This window comes from Variovorax sp. IB41 (assembly GCF_016405905.1).
In the GTDB taxonomy this organism is placed as follows: domain Bacteria; phylum Pseudomonadota; class Gammaproteobacteria; order Burkholderiales; family Burkholderiaceae_C; genus Variovorax.
The window spans coordinates 640992-656677 of record NZ_JAEFCB010000001.1 but is presented as its reverse complement, the minus strand read 5'-3'; the positions used below and the strand labels follow the sequence as shown (position 1 = coordinate 656677).

General features: G+C 68.1%; 15 protein-coding genes and 1 tRNA gene. 7 read left to right on the top strand and 9 right to left on the bottom strand.

Annotated elements, in window-relative coordinates; all coding sequences use genetic code 11:
• Window positions 1-93: 93 nt before the first annotated feature.
• On the bottom strand, window positions 94-1005 hold the full coding sequence (locus JC881_RS03060) for a methyltransferase domain-containing protein (protein WP_233101500.1): 912 nt from the start codon (window positions 1003-1005) through the stop codon (window positions 94-96).
• 94 nt (window positions 1006-1099) lie between these two features.
• Between JC881_RS03060 and JC881_RS03055 the strand changes: the two genes are divergently transcribed.
• A complete protein-coding gene (locus tag JC881_RS03055; protein ID WP_198784225.1) occupies window positions 1100-1357 on the top strand; it encodes an ATP-dependent DNA ligase in 258 nt (85 codons plus the stop codon).
• 152 nt (window positions 1358-1509) lie between these two features.
• On the opposite strand, the gene JC881_RS03050 is transcribed toward JC881_RS03055, so the two are convergent.
• The 6 genes from JC881_RS03050 to JC881_RS03025 form a co-directional block, all read right to left on the bottom strand.
• Window positions 1510-1585, bottom strand: a tRNA-Asn gene (locus JC881_RS03050).
• Between the two features lie 83 nt (window positions 1586-1668).
• Window positions 1669-3831 carry a TonB-dependent siderophore receptor gene (locus JC881_RS03045; protein ID WP_198784224.1) on the bottom strand — a complete coding sequence of 721 codons (2163 nt, stop codon included), beginning with the start codon at window positions 3829-3831 and terminating at the stop codon, window positions 1669-1671.
• An 8-nt stretch (window positions 3832-3839) separates the two neighbouring features.
• Window positions 3840-4793, bottom strand: coding sequence for a thiamine phosphate synthase (gene thiE / locus JC881_RS03040; protein ID WP_198784223.1), 954 nt, complete (start codon window positions 4791-4793; stop codon window positions 3840-3842).
• Window positions 4794-4807: 14 nt separating this feature from the next.
• Window positions 4808-5629, bottom strand: a complete 822-nt coding sequence (locus JC881_RS03035) for a thiazole synthase (protein ID WP_198784222.1) — start codon at window positions 5627-5629, stop codon at window positions 4808-4810.
• A gap of 24 nt (window positions 5630-5653) precedes the next feature.
• A complete protein-coding gene (gene thiS, locus JC881_RS03030; RefSeq protein WP_198784221.1) occupies window positions 5654-5857 on the bottom strand; it encodes a sulfur carrier protein ThiS in 204 nt (67 codons plus the stop codon).
• Window positions 5854-6954 carry an FAD-dependent oxidoreductase gene (locus tag JC881_RS03025; RefSeq protein WP_198784220.1) on the bottom strand — a complete coding sequence of 367 codons (1101 nt, stop codon included), beginning with the start codon at window positions 6952-6954 and terminating at the stop codon, window positions 5854-5856. Before JC881_RS03025 ends, thiS begins: the two co-directional genes overlap by 4 nt.
• Window positions 6955-6998: 44 nt before the next feature.
• Here JC881_RS03025 and thiD point away from each other — a divergent pair, with 44 nt between their 5' ends.
• Window positions 6999-7877, top strand: coding sequence for a bifunctional hydroxymethylpyrimidine kinase/phosphomethylpyrimidine kinase (gene thiD / locus JC881_RS03020; RefSeq protein WP_198784219.1), 879 nt, complete (start codon window positions 6999-7001; stop codon window positions 7875-7877).
• On the opposite strand, the gene JC881_RS03015 is transcribed toward thiD, so the two are convergent.
• Both JC881_RS03015 and JC881_RS03010 read right to left on the bottom strand, forming a co-directional pair.
• Window positions 7822-9162, bottom strand: a complete 1341-nt coding sequence (locus JC881_RS03015) for a purine-cytosine permease family protein (RefSeq protein ID WP_198784218.1) — start codon at window positions 9160-9162, stop codon at window positions 7822-7824. The two genes, thiD and JC881_RS03015, sit on opposite strands and share 56 nt — an antisense overlap.
• A gap of 263 nt (window positions 9163-9425) precedes the next feature.
• Window positions 9426-9977 carry a MarR family winged helix-turn-helix transcriptional regulator gene (locus tag JC881_RS03010; protein WP_198784217.1) on the bottom strand — a complete coding sequence of 184 codons (552 nt, stop codon included), beginning with the start codon at window positions 9975-9977 and terminating at the stop codon, window positions 9426-9428.
• A gap of 256 nt (window positions 9978-10233) precedes the next feature.
• On the opposite strand from JC881_RS03010, the gene JC881_RS03005 reads away from it, so the two are divergent.
• Genes JC881_RS03005 through JC881_RS02985 form a run of 5 tightly spaced genes read left to right on the top strand, consistent with a single transcriptional unit; the run spans window position 10234 to window position 15682 of the window.
• Window positions 10234-11226 (top strand): Bug family tripartite tricarboxylate transporter substrate binding protein, encoded by a 993-nt coding sequence (locus tag JC881_RS03005; RefSeq protein ID WP_198784216.1) that lies wholly within the window; start codon window positions 10234-10236, stop codon window positions 11224-11226.
• A 15-nt stretch (window positions 11227-11241) separates the two neighbouring features.
• Complete coding sequence (locus JC881_RS03000) at window positions 11242-13539, top strand: xanthine dehydrogenase family protein molybdopterin-binding subunit (RefSeq protein ID WP_198784215.1); 2298 nt, start codon at window positions 11242-11244, stop codon at window positions 13537-13539.
• Complete coding sequence (locus JC881_RS02995) at window positions 13532-14413, top strand: FAD binding domain-containing protein (protein WP_198784214.1); 882 nt, start codon at window positions 13532-13534, stop codon at window positions 14411-14413. The genes JC881_RS03000 and JC881_RS02995 overlap by 8 nt, the downstream gene beginning before the upstream one ends.
• On the top strand, window positions 14410-14886 hold the full coding sequence (locus tag JC881_RS02990) for a (2Fe-2S)-binding protein (RefSeq protein ID WP_198784213.1): 477 nt from the start codon (window positions 14410-14412) through the stop codon (window positions 14884-14886). The genes JC881_RS02995 and JC881_RS02990 overlap by 4 nt, the downstream gene beginning before the upstream one ends.
• Window positions 14876-15682, top strand: coding sequence for a CoxG family protein (locus JC881_RS02985; protein WP_198784212.1), 807 nt, complete (start codon window positions 14876-14878; stop codon window positions 15680-15682). Before JC881_RS02990 ends, JC881_RS02985 begins: the two co-directional genes overlap by 11 nt.
• The last annotated feature ends 4 nt before the right edge of the window (window positions 15683-15686 follow it).

Below are 15686 nucleotides of genomic sequence, written 5' to 3'. Positions count from 1 at the left end.
ACGAGCCGGTTGCTAACCTCAGCGTCGAAGCGCTGCTAACCCTTGACATCGAGCCACTATGCAATGCGGGACGCCCCGAAGGGTGCATGCCATCTAAGCCTTGAATGCAGAAAATGCTGTAGCGGCGGGGTAAGCCACTGCGTGAGTAGTGACCTTCCGAAATCCTGCTTGCATGACGAAAGCCCAAGCATCCGCCCCGAACTCGGTCTGCACAACAAGATCGGCAGTTGCCGTGGATGGATCGCCATGAAAACTCCTTTGCAGACCAGATCGATCACGAGTCATTCGCCCAACAATGACGGGAACAGTAAAACAGAGTGCACCGCCAGGCTTGAGGATTCGCCTGCATTCTTCGAGTCCGTGAACCGGGTTGGGAACGTGCTCCAATGTGTCCGAGTGAATCACGAGATCGAAACTGTTGTCGGGAAAAGGCATCGCGTGCATGTCGACCTCCGGATACTTGCCGAACACGTAGCCTGGAAATTGCTGAAGCGTTGAGGTGAGAGTGCCAGCTTCATTCAGCTCAAGTATTCGCAGCGATCCGGTCTTTGGCAGCTGAGCGGCTTCGCGCAAAGTAACGCCTAGGCCAAGGCTTGAGCAGATCGCATCCGCCAGCGCGATGGATCGGAGGTTTGACCCACAAGCGACACATTGCTCCCCCTGTTGACGATCAACGTAGTCCGCCTCTTCTGGCGAAAGTTGCCATTCATCAATCAAACCTTGCCAGAGGATCTTTCTGCTAGCGAATTCGCGGCCGCCACAGACGCTGCAAGTCGTCGATGAGTCCACTCGACCATGCTGCTCGGAAAGGACGGAATGTGCAGGTGTCAACATGGAGCGTTCGTCAGTTGAGGCTAGGCGGGCTTCAATCAGGGCGATGCGATCAGCCAATTCGGCTGAGCGTTGCGTGATCGGTACCGTCTGGGAGTGAACGACATGTTCGATGCGATGACGTACACGCGACCAGAGCGGACGCAGCATTTTCTTGGCGGTGTTCTTGAGCATCAGCGGGCGATCAGGGGGTTCGAGCGAGCCACGAATCGTAACTGGTCCCGGATTTGGCGCCCGGCGCCGGCTCAGATATGCGGGCGGGCCCGACGTGGTCTTCTGCGTCTTCGACTTGCTGGTGAACCGCGGCGCAGACGTGACGCAGCAGCCCCTGATCCAACGCAAGGCGGCGCTCGCGAAGCTGTTCAAGCCGGCCAAGCCTGGCATCCTGGTCGTGCGCCACTTCGAGGATCAGCCTTTGCGCATCTTCGAAGAGGCCGTCATTCCGCTGAAGCTCGAAGGCCTGGTGGCAAAGAGGGCGACGAGCATCTACCAGCCAGGTGTGCGATCGAGCGACTGGGTGAGGTGAAGCGGAAGGGAGCGATTCCCCCCGAGCGATTCAAGCGCTGATGCGCGAGCCCGAATACTGGATATTTGGCGATTGCCAAATAAGCGCCTAACAATGAAAAAACCCCGCTACCTAAAAGATAGCGGGGTTTCCAGTTGCCTTGCGGCTTATTGTGGCTCCTCGACCTGGGCTCGAACCAGGGACCTACGGATTAACAGTCCGGCGCTCTACCAACTGAGCTATCGAGGAACAAGCCTCAGATTATAGCGTGGTTTTTTTGGCCTTCTCAGGCCTCCCGAACTTTTGCACAAAAAACTTTCGCTCGCGTGTTTTCACAGCGCGACGCTCAGGCCCAGACGCAGCGTGCGCGGCGCGCCGGGGAAGAGGTAGATATGCCCGAACTGGTAGGGCGATTCCTTCCAGTAGCGGCGATCGAACAGGTTGTCGATGGCCAGCGTCCAGCTCGTGTTCACGCCGCGCAGTTTCGTGTCGTAGCGCAGCACCGCGTCGACGCGCGTCCACGAGGGCAGCGTGACCGAGCCGTCGGCGAGCACGTTGCGCCGGCCTTCGTGCGAGAGCTGTCCCGCCACTTCCAGGCCCGGCACCGACGGCACGCGGTACGCCGCCTGCGCGCGCAGCACCTGCTTGGGCACGTTGGTCGGCCACTGTCCGTTGCTCGCGGGCTCGACGGTGCTGCCGCGGCGCTTGGCGTCCATCAGCGTCATGCTGCCGCCGATGCGCCAGGGGCCTTCGGACCACTGCGCGCCGGCTTCCAGGCCACGGTGCACGGCGCGACCGTCGTACTTCGCTTCGCACGGCGCGATGCCCAGGCGGTTGCACGCGTCGAGGTTGGTCATCGGGCGCTGGATGTCGAACCACGCGAGCTGCCAGTTGAACGCGTCGTTGCCGCCCTTGATGCCCAGCTCCCACTGGCGCGACTTCAGCGCGGGCAGTGCCTGGCCGGCGTTGCTGTACTGGTCGCTCCGGTTCGGCACGACCTGCGATTCGACGCCCTTGCCCCAGCTCGCATACGCGAGGAGGCCTGGCTGGATGGCGTAGCTCGCAGCGATCCACGGCGTGGTCACGCCCTGCTTGTAGCCCGTCGGGTTCGAGCCGTCGTTGCCGATGCTGCTGCGGTCCATGCGCGTGTGGCGCGCGCCGAGCCAGGTGGTGAAGCGGTCGTTCCAGCGGATCGCGTCCTGCACCGAGAGCTCGGTCGAGCGCTCGTCGCGATTGGTCTGCGGCGTGGTGGCGTCGGGGCTCGGCGGCACCATGGCCGTGGCCCAGATGTTGCCGGTGCCCGCATAGTTGTAGGCCTGGTTCTCAAAGCGGTTGCGCACGCGGCTTTGCAGGAGGCCGAAGCCCAGCTCGTGGCGCACGCTGCCGGTCATCACGTTGCCCTTCAAGTTGATGCTGCCCGCGGTCTGCGTGCGGCGCTCGTTCTCGCTGCGAAAGTCGTAGACGTCGAAGGTGCCGTCCGAGCAGTAGCGGTCGTAGTTGCCCTCGGCGCCGCAGCCGAAGGCGTAGGCCAGGCGGTCGTCGCTTTTCAGGCGCTGCTGGCCGATCTGCGCGCTCCAGCGCCAGTCGGCGTTCAGCGCCTGGCTGAAGCGCACCGTGCCGGTCAGCGCCTTGAACACCGAGGGCTGCGACCACGGCTGGTTGTTCAGGTTGATGCGCGGATCGACCGGCGCGGGCAGCACGCTCCCCAGGAGGCTGTAGCCGTTCTGGCTCGGCTGCGTCTTGCGGCTTTGCTCGATCTCGAACTCCAGCACCGAGTCGCGCGTGATGCGCCAGTCGGCCGCCAGCGAGAACATGTTGCGGTTGCCGTCCAGGTTGTGCGTGAGCGGCTTGAGGTTTTCGCTCGCCACGTTGAGCCGGTAGCCGAACTGGCGGTCTTCGCCGAAGCGCCCGCCCAGGTCGAGCGCGCCGAGCACGCTGCCGCGGCTGGTGGTCTCGATGCGCACCGTGCGCAGGTCCTGCTCGGTGGGGCGCTTCACGACGTAGTTGACGAGCCCGCCCGGCGCACTCGTGCCGGCCTGGATGCCGCTGGTGCCGCGCAGGATCTCCACGCGCTCCTTGTTGTCGAGCGGGATCGAGGTCTCGGCGCTGATCGGCAGGCCCTCGCGCCGGTAGTTGAAGCGGTTGTCCAGCACGAAGCCGCGCACCGTGAGGTAGTCCCAGTAGCCGGCGGAGTTGTAGGCGTCGGTGACCGACGAATCGAACTGCGTGAGGTCGGCGAGCCGGCGCGCGCCGCTGGCACTCAGCTGCTTGCTGTCGATCACCGTGGCCGAGAGCGGCAGTTCGCGCAGCGGCACGTCGCCGAAGCCGCTGACGTCGGCCTGCGGCGCGGCCGGTCCCTGGTTGACGACGACCGCGGGCAGCGCGGCCTGCTGCGCATGCGCGCTGCAGGCGACTGCAAGAAGCACGACGGCGATGGCATGCGAAACGGGCGAGGGCTTCAGGACCGGGAAAGAGGGAAAGCGTTGGGGAGTCATCGATGTATTCAGTTGCCGGTCATACCGTTCGCGGCGGTCGCGGCGCTCATGGCCGCCATCCATTGCGCGGCCGTGGCCTCGGGGTCGGTGGCCGTCACCAGCGCGCGCACCACCGCGACGGAGCCCACGCCGGTGGCGAGCACCTCGGGCAGCCGCACCGCGTCGATGCCGCCGATGCCCACTTGCGGATAGCCGCGCAGGAGGCGCGCATAGGCCGCGAGCCGTGCCACGCCCTGCGGCGCGGTCGCCATCCTCTTGAGCGTGGTCGGGTAGACCGCGCCCATCGCGATGTAGCTGGGGCTCACCGCATCGGCGCGCACCATCTCGGCGTAGCCGTGCGTGCTGACGCCGAGCCGCACGCCCGAGGCGCGCAGCTGCTGCAGTTCATGGGGCGACAAGGCGTCGAGGTCTTCCTGGCCGAGGTGGATGCCGTAGGCGCCCGCGGCAATGGCGACCTGCCAGTGGTCGTTGACGAAGAGCAGGGCGCCCGTGCCCTGCACGGCCTCGACGGCGGCCTGCACTTCGCGCTCGACGGTCGCGGCATCGTCGGACTTGAAGCGCAGTTGCACCGTCGGCACGCCCGCGCGCGCCATGCGGCCGACCCATGCCGCATCGGGCAGCACGGCGTAGAGGCCGAGCCGTTCGGGGCAGGGCAGGAAGGCGTCGTCGCGCGAGGCGGGCGGGAACGAACGCATGCCGAAATCGGCGGGCGCGTCGGGCCATCGGTCGGCGTCGAAATGGCCGATGCGCTCGGTCTGCGCGTGCCAGGCGAGCGCGAGGCATTCGGCATCGATCTCGATGAAGCCGAGCGCCGTGCAGGCCTGTTTGGCGCCGCGATAAACCGCTTCATCCGAAGAGAAATTGGTGGCGCCCACGGTCGATGCGGTGATGGCGCCGAAGCGCAACCCGTGCGCCGCGACGATGGCGTGGGCGATGGAACGGGCGTCGGTCATTGGGCTCATGGGGCTCGTGGGGTTCATGCGGTGTGGTGCCAGAAAGGCGTGCCGAGCACCGGCGTGCTGGGCTGCGCGGAGTCTTGCGCGGCCATCGCGCCGGCGCGGTACGCGGTGCGGCCGGCCTGCACCGCATCGGCAAAGGCGCCGGCCATCGCGACCGGCTCCTGCGCGAGCGCGACCGCGGTGTTGAGCAGCACGCCGTCGTAGCCCCACTCCATCACCTGACAGGCGTGCGAGGGAAGGCCCAGGCCCGCATCGACCAGCATCGGCACCTTGAGCCGCTCGCGCAGCACCTGCAGCGCATACGGATTGACCGGCCCGCGCCCGCTGCCGATGGGCGCGGCCCACGGCATCACGGCCTGGCAGCCCACGTCGACCAGCCGCTGGCACACCACGAGGTCCTCGGTGCAGTAGGGCAGCACCTTGAAGCCGTCGCGGATCAGTTGCGAGGCGGCATCGACGAGGTTCAGCGTGTCGGGCTGCAGCGTGTAGTCGTCGCCGATGAGCTCCAGCTTGATCCATGGCGTGTCGAACAGCTCGCGCGCCATCTGCGCGGTGGCGATCACCTCCTGCACGCTGTGGCAGCCGGCCGTGTTGGGCAGCACGGGCACCGCCAGCTGGCGCAGCAGCGCCCAGAAACCGTTGCTCGTGTCGTTGCCGGCCGAGCCCTGGGGGCCTTGGTTCGCGGTCTGGCGGCGCAGCGACGCGGTGAGCATCGCGGGCTTGGCGCGCTTGACGGCGGCTTCGAGCAGGTCGGGCGAGGGGTAGCGCGCGGTGCCCAGCAGCAGGCGGCTCTGGAAGGTTTCTCCGTAGAGAACCAGCGGGTCGTTCGGGGTGGTCATGGGTGTGGTCTCCAATCTCTTTTTTCAACCGCCCGTCACGGGGCGGATCACTTCGATGCGGTCGTCGGGCTGCAGCGTGCGCGCGGCATAGGCCGAGCGCGGCACGAATTCGCGGTTCACCGCGACCGCGAAGGGCGGCACGGCCTCCAGCGCGGCCAGCGCGTCGGTGAGCGCGGCGCCGTCGGGCAGCGTGTAGGGCTTGTCGTTGATCAGGATGTTCATCGTCATGCGTTGTCGGATGCGGAGGTGCCCATGCCGAAGCCCTGCGCGAGTGCGGAGTGCCCCTGCGTGAGCAGCTCCATCGCCGCGTCGAGCAGCGCCGGCGCGATCATGAAACCGTGCCGGTAGAGGCCGTTGATCTGCAGCACGCGCGGCTGCGGCCGGCGGATGGCGGGCAGGTTGTCGGGCAGCGTGGGGCGGCACTGGGTGGCGATCTCCACGATGCGCGCCTCGGCGAAACCGCTGTGCACCGCGTAGGCCGCGCTCAGCAGCTCGAGCGTGGAGCGCACGCTGGCGGGCGACATGTCGTCCGACTCGATCTCGGTCGCGCCGATCACGAACAGGTGGCCGGGCTTGGGCGCGATGTAGAGCGGATAGCGTGGATGCACCAGCCGCGTGGGCCGCTTGAGCGCGACCTCGGGCGCATGCACGCGGATCACCTCGCCGCGCACGCCGCGCAGCGCGTTCCATTGCGGACGGGCGCCGAGGCCGCGGCAGTCGATCACCCAGTCGGGCTGGCCGGATGTGCCGGGTGTGAAGTCTTCGGGCACGTGCGGCGATTGCCAGTGCAGCGTGACGTTCGCGCTGGCCTGCAGCGTCGCGAGCAGCGAAGCGAGCAGCGCGCGGTTGTCGAGCTGGCCTTCGCCCGGAAGGAACAGCCCCTTGGCGAAGCGCTGGCCGAGCGACGGCTCCAGCGCGGCGATGCCTGCACCGTCGAGCGTCTGCATCGGCGCCAGTTCAGGCACCTGCGCGCCGGTGTGGGCGAGCACGCGTTCGAGCCGCGCGGCTTCGGTGGCGTCCTGCCGGTGCCACAGCACCAGCGTGCCTTCGCGTTGGAAGAACACGGGTTGCGCCAGCGGCGCGAGCAGTTCGGGCCAGCGCGACAGCGCGTAGTGCCCCATGCGCACGACCGACACGGGCGCCACCGCCGATTCGGCCAGCGGCGCGAGCATCGCCGCCGCAACGCGGGCCGCGGCGCCTTCGGCTTCGGGGCTGCCGGCTTCGTACAGCGCGACCTTGCAGCCGGCCTGTGCGAGCGTGAGCGCCATCAAGCGGCCCATGAGGCCCGCGCCGAGGATGGCGGCCGATTGAAACGGAACACTCATGCTGTTGCTCCAGCATCCTGCGTGCGTCGCCGATAATTTTCGGCATGACCCAAGCACCTTCCCCCGCGCCGCAAGCGTCCCTGCATCAGCCCATGCGCTATGCACGCGTGCTCTCCATCGCAGGCTCCGACAGCGGCGGCGGTGCCGGCATCCAGGCCGACCTCAAGACCTTCGCGGCCCTCGGCTGCTACGGCATGACGGCCATCACCGCGCTCACCGCGCAGAACACGCTCGGCGTCTCGGGCATCCACGGCGTGCCGCCGGCTTTTCTCAAGGCCCAGATCCAGGCGGTGGTGGAGGACATCGGCGTCGATGCGGTCAAGCTCGGCATGCTGCATGCGCCCGAGGTGGTCGAGGTCGTGGCCTGGGCCATCGACCACTACAAGCTGCCGAACGTGGTGCTCGACCCGGTGATGGTCGCCACCAGTGGCGATCGCCTGATCGCCTCCGAGACCGTGCAGGTGCTGGTGCGCGAACTGTTCCCGCGCGCCGTGGTGGTCACGCCCAATCTGGATGAAGCGGCCTTGCTGATCGGCCATGCCATCGAGGGCATCGACGCGCTCGACGGCGCGGCCGACGAACTGCTGGCGCTCGGCGCGAAGGCCGTGCTGCTCAAGGGCGGCCACCTGCCGGGCAACGAAGTGGTCGATGTGCTGCTGCAGGCGAACGGCACGCGCAAGCGCCTGGCTTCGCAGCGCATCGCGAGCCGCAACCTGCATGGCACGGGCTGCACGCTGTCGTCCGCCATCGCCGCGCATCTGGCGCTGGGCTTGCAGTTGCCCGAGGCCGTCGAGCGCGCGCGCGCCTACATCCTCGGCGCGATGGCGGCCGGTGCGGACGTGAAGATCGGCGCGGGCCACGGTCCGCTCAACCACGGTTTTGCGCCAGTGCCGACGCACCGGTTGCAGGCGAAGGCCGGCTGATCCACGCGAGCACGAAAGTCGCGGCCAGCGTCGGCAGCGCGGAGCCGAACTGCGGCGCCCATTTGGCGAGCGCGTGGTACGCCGCGATGCCCGCGATCCAGATCAGCGCCGCGGCCCAGTCGATCTGGCGCGTGCCGGTCTGCACTGCCGCCTGACCGCCGCCGAGCCGCCCGAGGATCACGCCGTAGAGCGGCACGAACACCGAGCTCAACAGCAGCAGGAACGGCTCCAGCGTGTGCATCGGCAGCACCAGCGCGAGCGCGATGCACAGGGCCGCGAGCAGCAGGCCCCAGCGCTTGACGCTCCAGCGCGGCAAGAGGCTGTGCGTGGAGACCGAGCCCGAATAGACATCGCCGTATGCGTTGTCCAGCTCGTCGATGAGGATCAGCCCCAGCGCCACCAGCCCGCCCTGCGCCAGCAGCAGCGCGGTGACCAGGCCCGTGCCCGGCTCGGCCACGCTCACCACCATCACGCCGAGCGCGTAGCACCAGACGTTGGCGAGCGCGTAGCCGATCCAGGTGCCGCTGAAGGCGCTGCCCAATCCGCCCGCGCTGCGCTTGCCGTGGCGTGCGTAATCGGCCACCAGCGGCAGCCACGACACCGGCATCGCGATCACCAGATCGAGCGCGCCGAACATGCCCATGCTGTCGTCGCCGGGTCGTGCCCAGAAAACGTCCAGGCCCTTGGCGTGCAGCCGCGTCGCGAACTGCCAGGTCAGCCAGAGCAGCGAGATCACCACCAGCGGCAGCCCGAAGCGGCTCACGAAGCGCCGCACCAGCTTGACCATCGAGCCCGCGAGCAGTGCCAGCAGCACCGCGCCCCAGACGAGCGTGGTCAGCACGCCGCCCCAGAAGCCACCGAGCGATGCGCCGAAGGCGACCTGGCCGATCGCCTGCGTGCCCTCTCGCATGATCACGAGCTCGAAGGTGGTCCAGCCCACCAGCTGCACGATGTTGAGCAGCACTGGCAGTCGCGCGAAGGCGCTGCCGTAGGTCGCGTGCATGAGGCCCGCGCTCGCGAGGCCGGTTTCGCAGCCCAGGCGCGCGGTCCACGCGAGGAGGCCCGCGCCGATGACCGAGCCGAGCGCGATGGCCAGCGCCGCATCGCGCGTGCCCACGGCCGGCACGAGGTACGCGCCGATCTGCATCACCAGCAGCCCGACGCCCAGGCTGAACCACAGCGAGGCGTGGTCGGTCCAGCCGAAGACGCGGCGGGACGCGGGCAGGGGCGTCAGCGCCTCGTTGCCGGAGGAAATTGAATTGTTGTTGTCGTCGTCATGTGCCATCCGTTTGCTCCAGTGCAAAAGGTTTGGCAGGTGGGCGAGGCTCCGGCAGCGCTGCCGCCACGCGAGACAACGTGACAGGCCGCCGGACCAGCTTCCCTGCGCGAGGATTACCTCAGTCAGGTTCAAAGGGACTCTCTCAGTCAGCCCCGGAACGGATTCCGGTTCGACACCCCTAGCGTGTGCTGCGCGCCTGAGCGCGAAGCGGCGGTCATTGTACGAGCCTGCCGCGGCGGCTTCCAAGCCCGCCGGCGGCGGGGATTGCCCTAGCTTTCTTCGTCCTCGCCGGCGGAGGCGTCGACTTCCAGGCACTGGCGATGAATGCGCTTGAGGGCGACGTACATCACGCGGCGCTCCTCCGGCGTCATGAGCTGGATCATCGATGCCTGCGCCTTGCGCGCGACCGGGATGACCTGTGCATGCAGCGCCTCGCCGGCGGGCGTGATGTTGCAGGTGAGCCGTTTCCTCGGCGCGGGGCCTTCGGCCTCCAGCGCCACCAGGCCGCGCTGCTCGAGCAGGCGCAGCGTGCGGCTCACGAGCGCCTTGTCGGAGGTCGATTGCACGACCAGCTCCGCGAACGGCAACGAGCGCGCATGCGCCATCAGCGACAGGATGCGCCACTCCGACACCGTGAGCCCGAAGCGCCTGGCGTAGGGCAGCGTCGTCACTCGGCGCAGCGCGTTCACGGTCTGGCTCATCACGGTGGTGATGAAGTTGTCGACGGTGAGGTTGTCGCCCGATTCGTCGAGCCCGGACCACGGGTCGGTGGGCACTGCGGGTGGGAGGGCGGAGCGCTCGGTCAGGGCGTCGTCTTGCATGGGTTGTCTCGTCGATGAGGCGGGCCTTCGCCCGCGATCACACTTATTTATTACTTGCCTAAAAGAAAAAATTCGAATGTCAATTCGAAGTTTCACTTGGTTGATTGATCAACAGCTTCATTTTACGATGCGTCAACGTTTCAAATACGGTTCGATGTTCCATATATGAAACGTCAGTGTAGTCCAGATGTTGGCTCGGGTGTTGTGCCGTTCCGCCTCGATCGTCCCGGCGCGCGCTCCCTATGAAAGCTCCAAGATGAAAGTCAGCCGTCAATTGTTCCTTGCCCTGGGTGTTCTTGCGGGAGGACTCTGGGGAAGTGCGGTGCACGCCCAGGCCCCGGCGCCGGCCTACCCGACCAAGCCCATCACCATCGTCGTCTCGTACCCGGCCGGCGGCGACACCGACGCCATGGCGCGCCTCTTCGCCGAGAAGCTGCAGGCGCGCCTGGGCCAGTCCGTGATCGTGGACAACCGGCCCGGCGCGGGCGGCACGGTCGGCAACACCTACGTGGGCCGCGCGGCGCCGGACGGCTACACGTTGCTGTTCACGCCCAACCCGTTCACCACCGCGCCGCTGGTCATGAAGCTCGCGCCCGCGGCTTCGTACGACGTGGTCAACGGCTTCACGCCCGTGATCCACTCGGCCAACCAGGCGGTGCTGCTGGTCGCGAACCCGGCCTCCGGCATCAGGAGCGTGGCGGACCTGGTGGCGCAATCGAAGGCGGGCAAGCCGCTGTCGTACGGCACGCCGGGCGCCGGCTCGCCGATGCACATCGCGGGCGAGTGGCTCAACCGGTCGGCCGGCATCCAGGTGCAGCACGTGCCCTACCGCGGCGTGGCGCCGTCGGTCACCGACGTGGTTGCGGGGCACATTCCGCTGGCCTACGTGACGCTCGGCCCGGTGGCCCAGTACATCGCCACGGGCAAGCTGGTCGCGCTCGCCATCTCGGACGCGAAGCGCTCCCCGCTGCTGCCGAACGTGCCCACGCTCGCCGAGCTGGGCTACAAGGACATCGACTCGGGCGCATGGAACGGCTTCTTCGCGCCGCGCAACACGCCGGCCGCGGTGGTGAACCTGCTGAACGCCAACCTCAACGAGGTGCTCAGGATGCCCGACGTGATCGCCAAGATGGGCACCTTCGGCGCGGCGCCGGTCGGCGGGCCGCCCGCCGCGATGGCCAGGGTCAACGCCTCCGACTACGAGCGCCTGGCCAAGGTCATCAGGGACCTGAACATCCAGGCGGACTGAGCCCCCATGATCCCCATGACCACGACGACGCAATCGACCCTGGGGCGCGACACGCCGCAGGTCACGGCGCGCGCCAAAGTGCTCGGCAAGGCGCAGTACGCGGGCGACATCAAGGTCGCGGGCATGCTGCACGGCAAGGTCCTGCGCAGCCCCTACCCGCATGCGCGCATCGTCTCGGTGGACACCGCCGAGGCACTGGCGCTGCCCGGCGTCAAGGCGGTGCTGACCGGCGCCGACGCCCCGCGCGCGCTCTGGGGCGTGAGCCACAAGGAGCGGCGCATTCTTGCGGAGGGCGTGGTGCGCTTCTGCGGCGAAGAGGTCGCCGCCGTGGCCGCGACCTCCGAGGAGATCGCACGGGACGCGCTCGACCTGATCCGCATCGAGTATGAAGAACTCCCCGCCGTGCTGCTGCCCGAGGAGGCACTCGACGAGGAGGCTCCGAACATTCACGACGGCCGCAAGGACAACATCGCGCACGAGATCCGCTTCGAGCGCGGCAGCGTCGACGAAGGTTTCGCGGAGGCTCACCTGATTCACGAAGCCACCTACACGACCCATGCGCAGTACCCGGGCTACCTGGAGCCGATGGGCTCGGTCGCCATGCTCGATGCGGAAGGGCGCCTGGTCGTTTGGACCTCCACGCAATCCGCGTTCCTCGCCCGCGCGCGTCTGGCCGCGGCACTGGAGCGGCCCGTATCCACCGTCCGCGTGATCCAGTCGACGACCGGCGGCGGCTTCGGCGGCAAGATCGTGGAGGACGCGAACCAGTTGGTCGCCGGCCTGCTCGCGGTGAAGACCGGCAAGCCGGTGCGGCTGGTCAACAACCGGCTCGAAGACTTTCTCGCGTGCCCGACGAGCCTGCCCGAGCGCATCACGCTCAAGCTGGGCATGACGCGCGAGGGCCTCATCGTCGCGAAGGACGTGCGCATCGTCGCGGACTGCGGCGCCTACGCGGGCCTGGCCTCCGAGGTGATGCACGTGAGCGCCATGCGCAGCGACAACATGCACCGCCTGAAGAACGTGCGCTCCCACGCCACCATGGTCTACACCCACACGCCGCCGCACGGCGCCTTCCGCGGCTTCGGCGGCACGCAGATGCTGTTCGCGCTGAACAGCCACATCCACACGATGGCCGGGCAGCTCGGGCTCGACCCGGCCGAGCTCCACAAGAAAAACGCCATCGGCGCGGGCGAGGTGTCGGTGCACGGCTGGCAGGTCGCGAGCACCGGCCTGGTCGAATGCATCGACCAGGCGACGCGCGCGCTGCGCTGGGGCGAGCCGAGGAAGGGCCCCGCGGCGGGCAGCGCCAAGCGCCGCGGCGTAGGCATGGCCGCGGCCATGCACGTGAGCGGCAACCGCACCATCGGCAATTGGGACGGCTCGACCGTGGTCGTGAAGATCAATGAAGACGGCCGCGTCGTCGTCCACAGCGGCGAATGCGACATGGGGCAGGGCGCGATGACCATGCTCAGCCAGATCGTCGCGCACGAGCTGGCCATTCCGCTCTCGCACGTGCACGTGATGGCGCCCGACACCGACGTCGCGCCCTTCGCCATCGGCTCGCTCGCATCGCGCGTGACCATCGTCGCGGGCAACGCCGCCATCGAAGCGGCCCGCAAAGCGAAGGCGAAGCTCCTCGCGCTGGCCGCCGAGCTGCTCGAGGTGCCGGCCGACGCGCTCGACATGACCGACGGCGCCGTCCACGTGCGCGAGGCGGCCGACCGCCGGCTCACCATCGGCGATCTCGCGCGGCAGCATGTGTGGCGCCATGGCGGCGAGGCCATCCAGGTGAGCGCGACGTGGGACGCGAAGACCACGATGCACGACGACAAGGTCTACGGCAACATCGCGCCGGCCTATTCGTTCGCGGCGCAGGCGGTCGAGGTGGAGGTCGACACGGAGACGGGGCAGGTCACCGTCGTCGAGAGCTTCGTGTCGGACGACTGCGGCAAGGCGCTCAACCCCATGGCCATCCACGGCCAGACCAACGGCGCGACGGTGCAGGCCTTCGGCTGGGCGCTGTACGAGCAACTGCACCTGGAGGCGGGCCGCATCGCGAACGGCAACTTCGCCGACTACACGATGCCCACGGCCGATGCCGTGCCCATGCTGCGCGGCGGCTTCGTCGAATCGAACGACCCGAACGGTCCCTACGGCGCCAAGGGCGCGAGCGAGACGGCGATTCTTCCGGGCGCGCCCGCGATCGCGAACGCGGTGTACGACGCCATCGGCGTGCGCATCGTCGACCTGCCGATCACGCCCGAAAAAATACTCGCCGCCCTGCGCGAGAAGAAGGAGGCCGCCGGTGCGTGATTTCGATTTCCTGCAGCCCGTGTCGGTGTCCGAGGCGACCCACATGCTGGCCGATCTGGGCGACGAATGCCGCGTCATCGCGGGCGGCACCGCGCTGATGCTGGCGATGCGCCAGCGCATGCTGACGCCCACGCACCTCGTCTCGCTGGGCACGCTGGGGAGCCTGAAGGGCATTGCGTACGACGAGACCCAGGGCCTGCGCATCGGCGCGCTCACGCTGCACGCCGAGGTCGCGCGCTCGCCGCTCGTGCAGGCGCACTACCCGATGCTCGCGAGCATGGCATCGCGCGTGGCCAACCCGCAGGTGCGCAACCAGGGAACCATCGGCGGCAATCTCTGCTACGCCGATCCCGCGACCGATCCGCCGGGCTGTCTCATGGCACTGGACGCCGAAGTGGTCGTTACCGGCACGCAGGGCGACCGGGTGATGGGCATCGAGGCGTTTCTCGTCGACTACTACACGACCGCGCTGGCGCCGGACGAGATCCTGTCGGAGATCCGGATCGCGCCGCCCCAGCCTGGCACCGCGGGCGTGTACTCGCGGTTCCTGCGCACCGCGGCCGAGCACCGGCCCCTTGCGAGCGTGGCCGCATCGGCGCGCCGCAGCGGCGCGGCATGGGAGGACATTCGCATCGCGGTCGGCGCCTCGACGCCGATCCCGCTGCGGCTGAGAAGGGCGGAAGCCTTTCTCGCGGAGGGCGAGGCGACGGCCGAGCGCATCGCCGAGGCCGCCGACATCGTGGCCGCCGACATCGAGCCCGTGTCCGACCTGCGCGGCGCGGCCGAGTACCGGCGCGACATGGTGCGCGTGGTCGCCCGGCGAACCCTGCTCGAAGTGTTCGGGCTGGACAACGAAGAAGGAGCCAGGCCGTGAGCCAACATGACATCCAAATCACCGTGAACGGTGAAGTCCACGCGGTGCAGGTGCCGTCCCCGCGCCTCCTGAGCGATTTCCTGCGCGACGACCTGCACCTGACCGGCACCAAGCGCGGCTGCGAAACCGGCATCTGCGGCGCGTGCTCGGTCCATCTGGACGGCGAGGTCGTCAAGTCCTGCCTGATGCTCGCGGTGCAGGTGGACGGCCGCAGCATCACGACGGTCGAGGGCCTCTCGGCGGGCGAGGCGCTGCATCCCCTGCAGGAAAGCTTCATGGCTTGCGGCGGCCTGCAATGCGGCTACTGCACGCCCGGCTTCCTCATGACCTCCTGCGCCATGCTGGCGCAGAACCCGTCGCCCTCCGAAGACCAGGTGCGCCACGGGCTCAACGGCAACCTCTGCCGCTGCACCGGCTACACCCAGATCGTCGAATCCATTCTTGTTGCCGCGGAGAAGATGCGTGGAAATTGAAAAAACCGTTGTCGTTCCCGCCCCCGCGAGCCGCGTGTGGGAACTCCTGCTCGATCCCCAGGTGATGGGCGGCTGCGTGCCCGGCATGCAGTCCATCCAGGTCATCAGCGACGTCGAGTACATCGCCGAGATCAAGGTGAAGGTCTCGTTCATCAGCGCGAAGTTCAAGCTCAGGACCACCATCGTCGAGCAGCGCGCGCCGCACTACCTGCGAACCGAAGGCACGGGTGAAGACACGTCGGTGGCCAGTTCGCTCAAGCAGACCAGCGAGATCTTCCTGGCCGAGCAGCCCGACGGCCAGACCGAACTGCGCATCCTTGTGAAGGTGGATGTGCTGGGCCGCCTGGGCACCTTCGGGCTGAGCGCGATGAAGACCAAGGCCGACCGCATGTGGGACGAGTTCACCGAAAAGCTCGTGGCGCGGATCACGGGCACGAGCGACGCGGCGGCCAGCGGCGTCAAGGTGACGCAAGCGCCTGCGAAGCCGCCGGCGGCAGCGAAGGCGCCGGTGGCGACGCCTGCCTCGCCGCCGGTTGCTCGCCCGCCTGTGGCCCGGCCGATCGACACTTCGATCGACGCGCCGCGGCCCGCACCACCGGTCGTCGTGCAGCACGAAGCTGCGGCACCGGTCGACACCTGGTGGTCGCGCTGGTTCGGCCGTTCGCACAAGCGCGAGTCGACGGACATCTGCATCGAGATTCATCGCGGCGACACGGTGGTCAAGGTGCTCTGGCCGGTCGAGGGCGCGAGCCATTGCAGCCAGTGGCTGCGCGACTACCTCGTGCGCCAGGAATGAGGCA

Coding starts and splice junctions, on each gene's coding strand:
- JC881_RS03060 (WP_233101500.1), bottom strand. CDS start 1,005: ATGCTCAAGAACACCGCCAAGAAAATGCTGCGTCCGCTCTGGTCGCGT.
- JC881_RS03000 (WP_198784215.1), top strand. CDS start 11,242: ATGACCACGACGACGCAATCGACCCTGGGGCGCGACACGCCGCAGGTC.
- thiS (WP_198784221.1), bottom strand. CDS start 5,857: ATGACGATGAACATCCTGATCAACGACAAGCCCTACACGCTGCCCGAC.
- JC881_RS03025 (WP_198784220.1), bottom strand. CDS start 6,954: ATGAGTGTTCCGTTTCAATCGGCCGCCATCCTCGGCGCGGGCCTCATG.
- JC881_RS03005 (WP_198784216.1), top strand. CDS start 10,234: ATGAAAGTCAGCCGTCAATTGTTCCTTGCCCTGGGTGTTCTTGCGGGA.
- JC881_RS03015 (WP_198784218.1), bottom strand. CDS start 9,162: ATGGCACATGACGACGACAACAACAATTCAATTTCCTCCGGCAACGAG.
- thiE (WP_198784223.1), bottom strand. CDS start 4,793: ATGAGCCCAATGACCGACGCCCGTTCCATCGCCCACGCCATCGTCGCG.
- JC881_RS03045 (WP_198784224.1), bottom strand. CDS start 3,831: ATGACTCCCCAACGCTTTCCCTCTTTCCCGGTCCTGAAGCCCTCGCCC.
- JC881_RS03035 (WP_198784222.1), bottom strand. CDS start 5,629: ATGACCACCCCGAACGACCCGCTGGTTCTCTACGGAGAAACCTTCCAG.
- JC881_RS03010 (WP_198784217.1), bottom strand. CDS start 9,977: ATGCAAGACGACGCCCTGACCGAGCGCTCCGCCCTCCCACCCGCAGTG.
- thiD (WP_198784219.1), top strand. CDS start 6,999: ATGACCCAAGCACCTTCCCCCGCGCCGCAAGCGTCCCTGCATCAGCCC.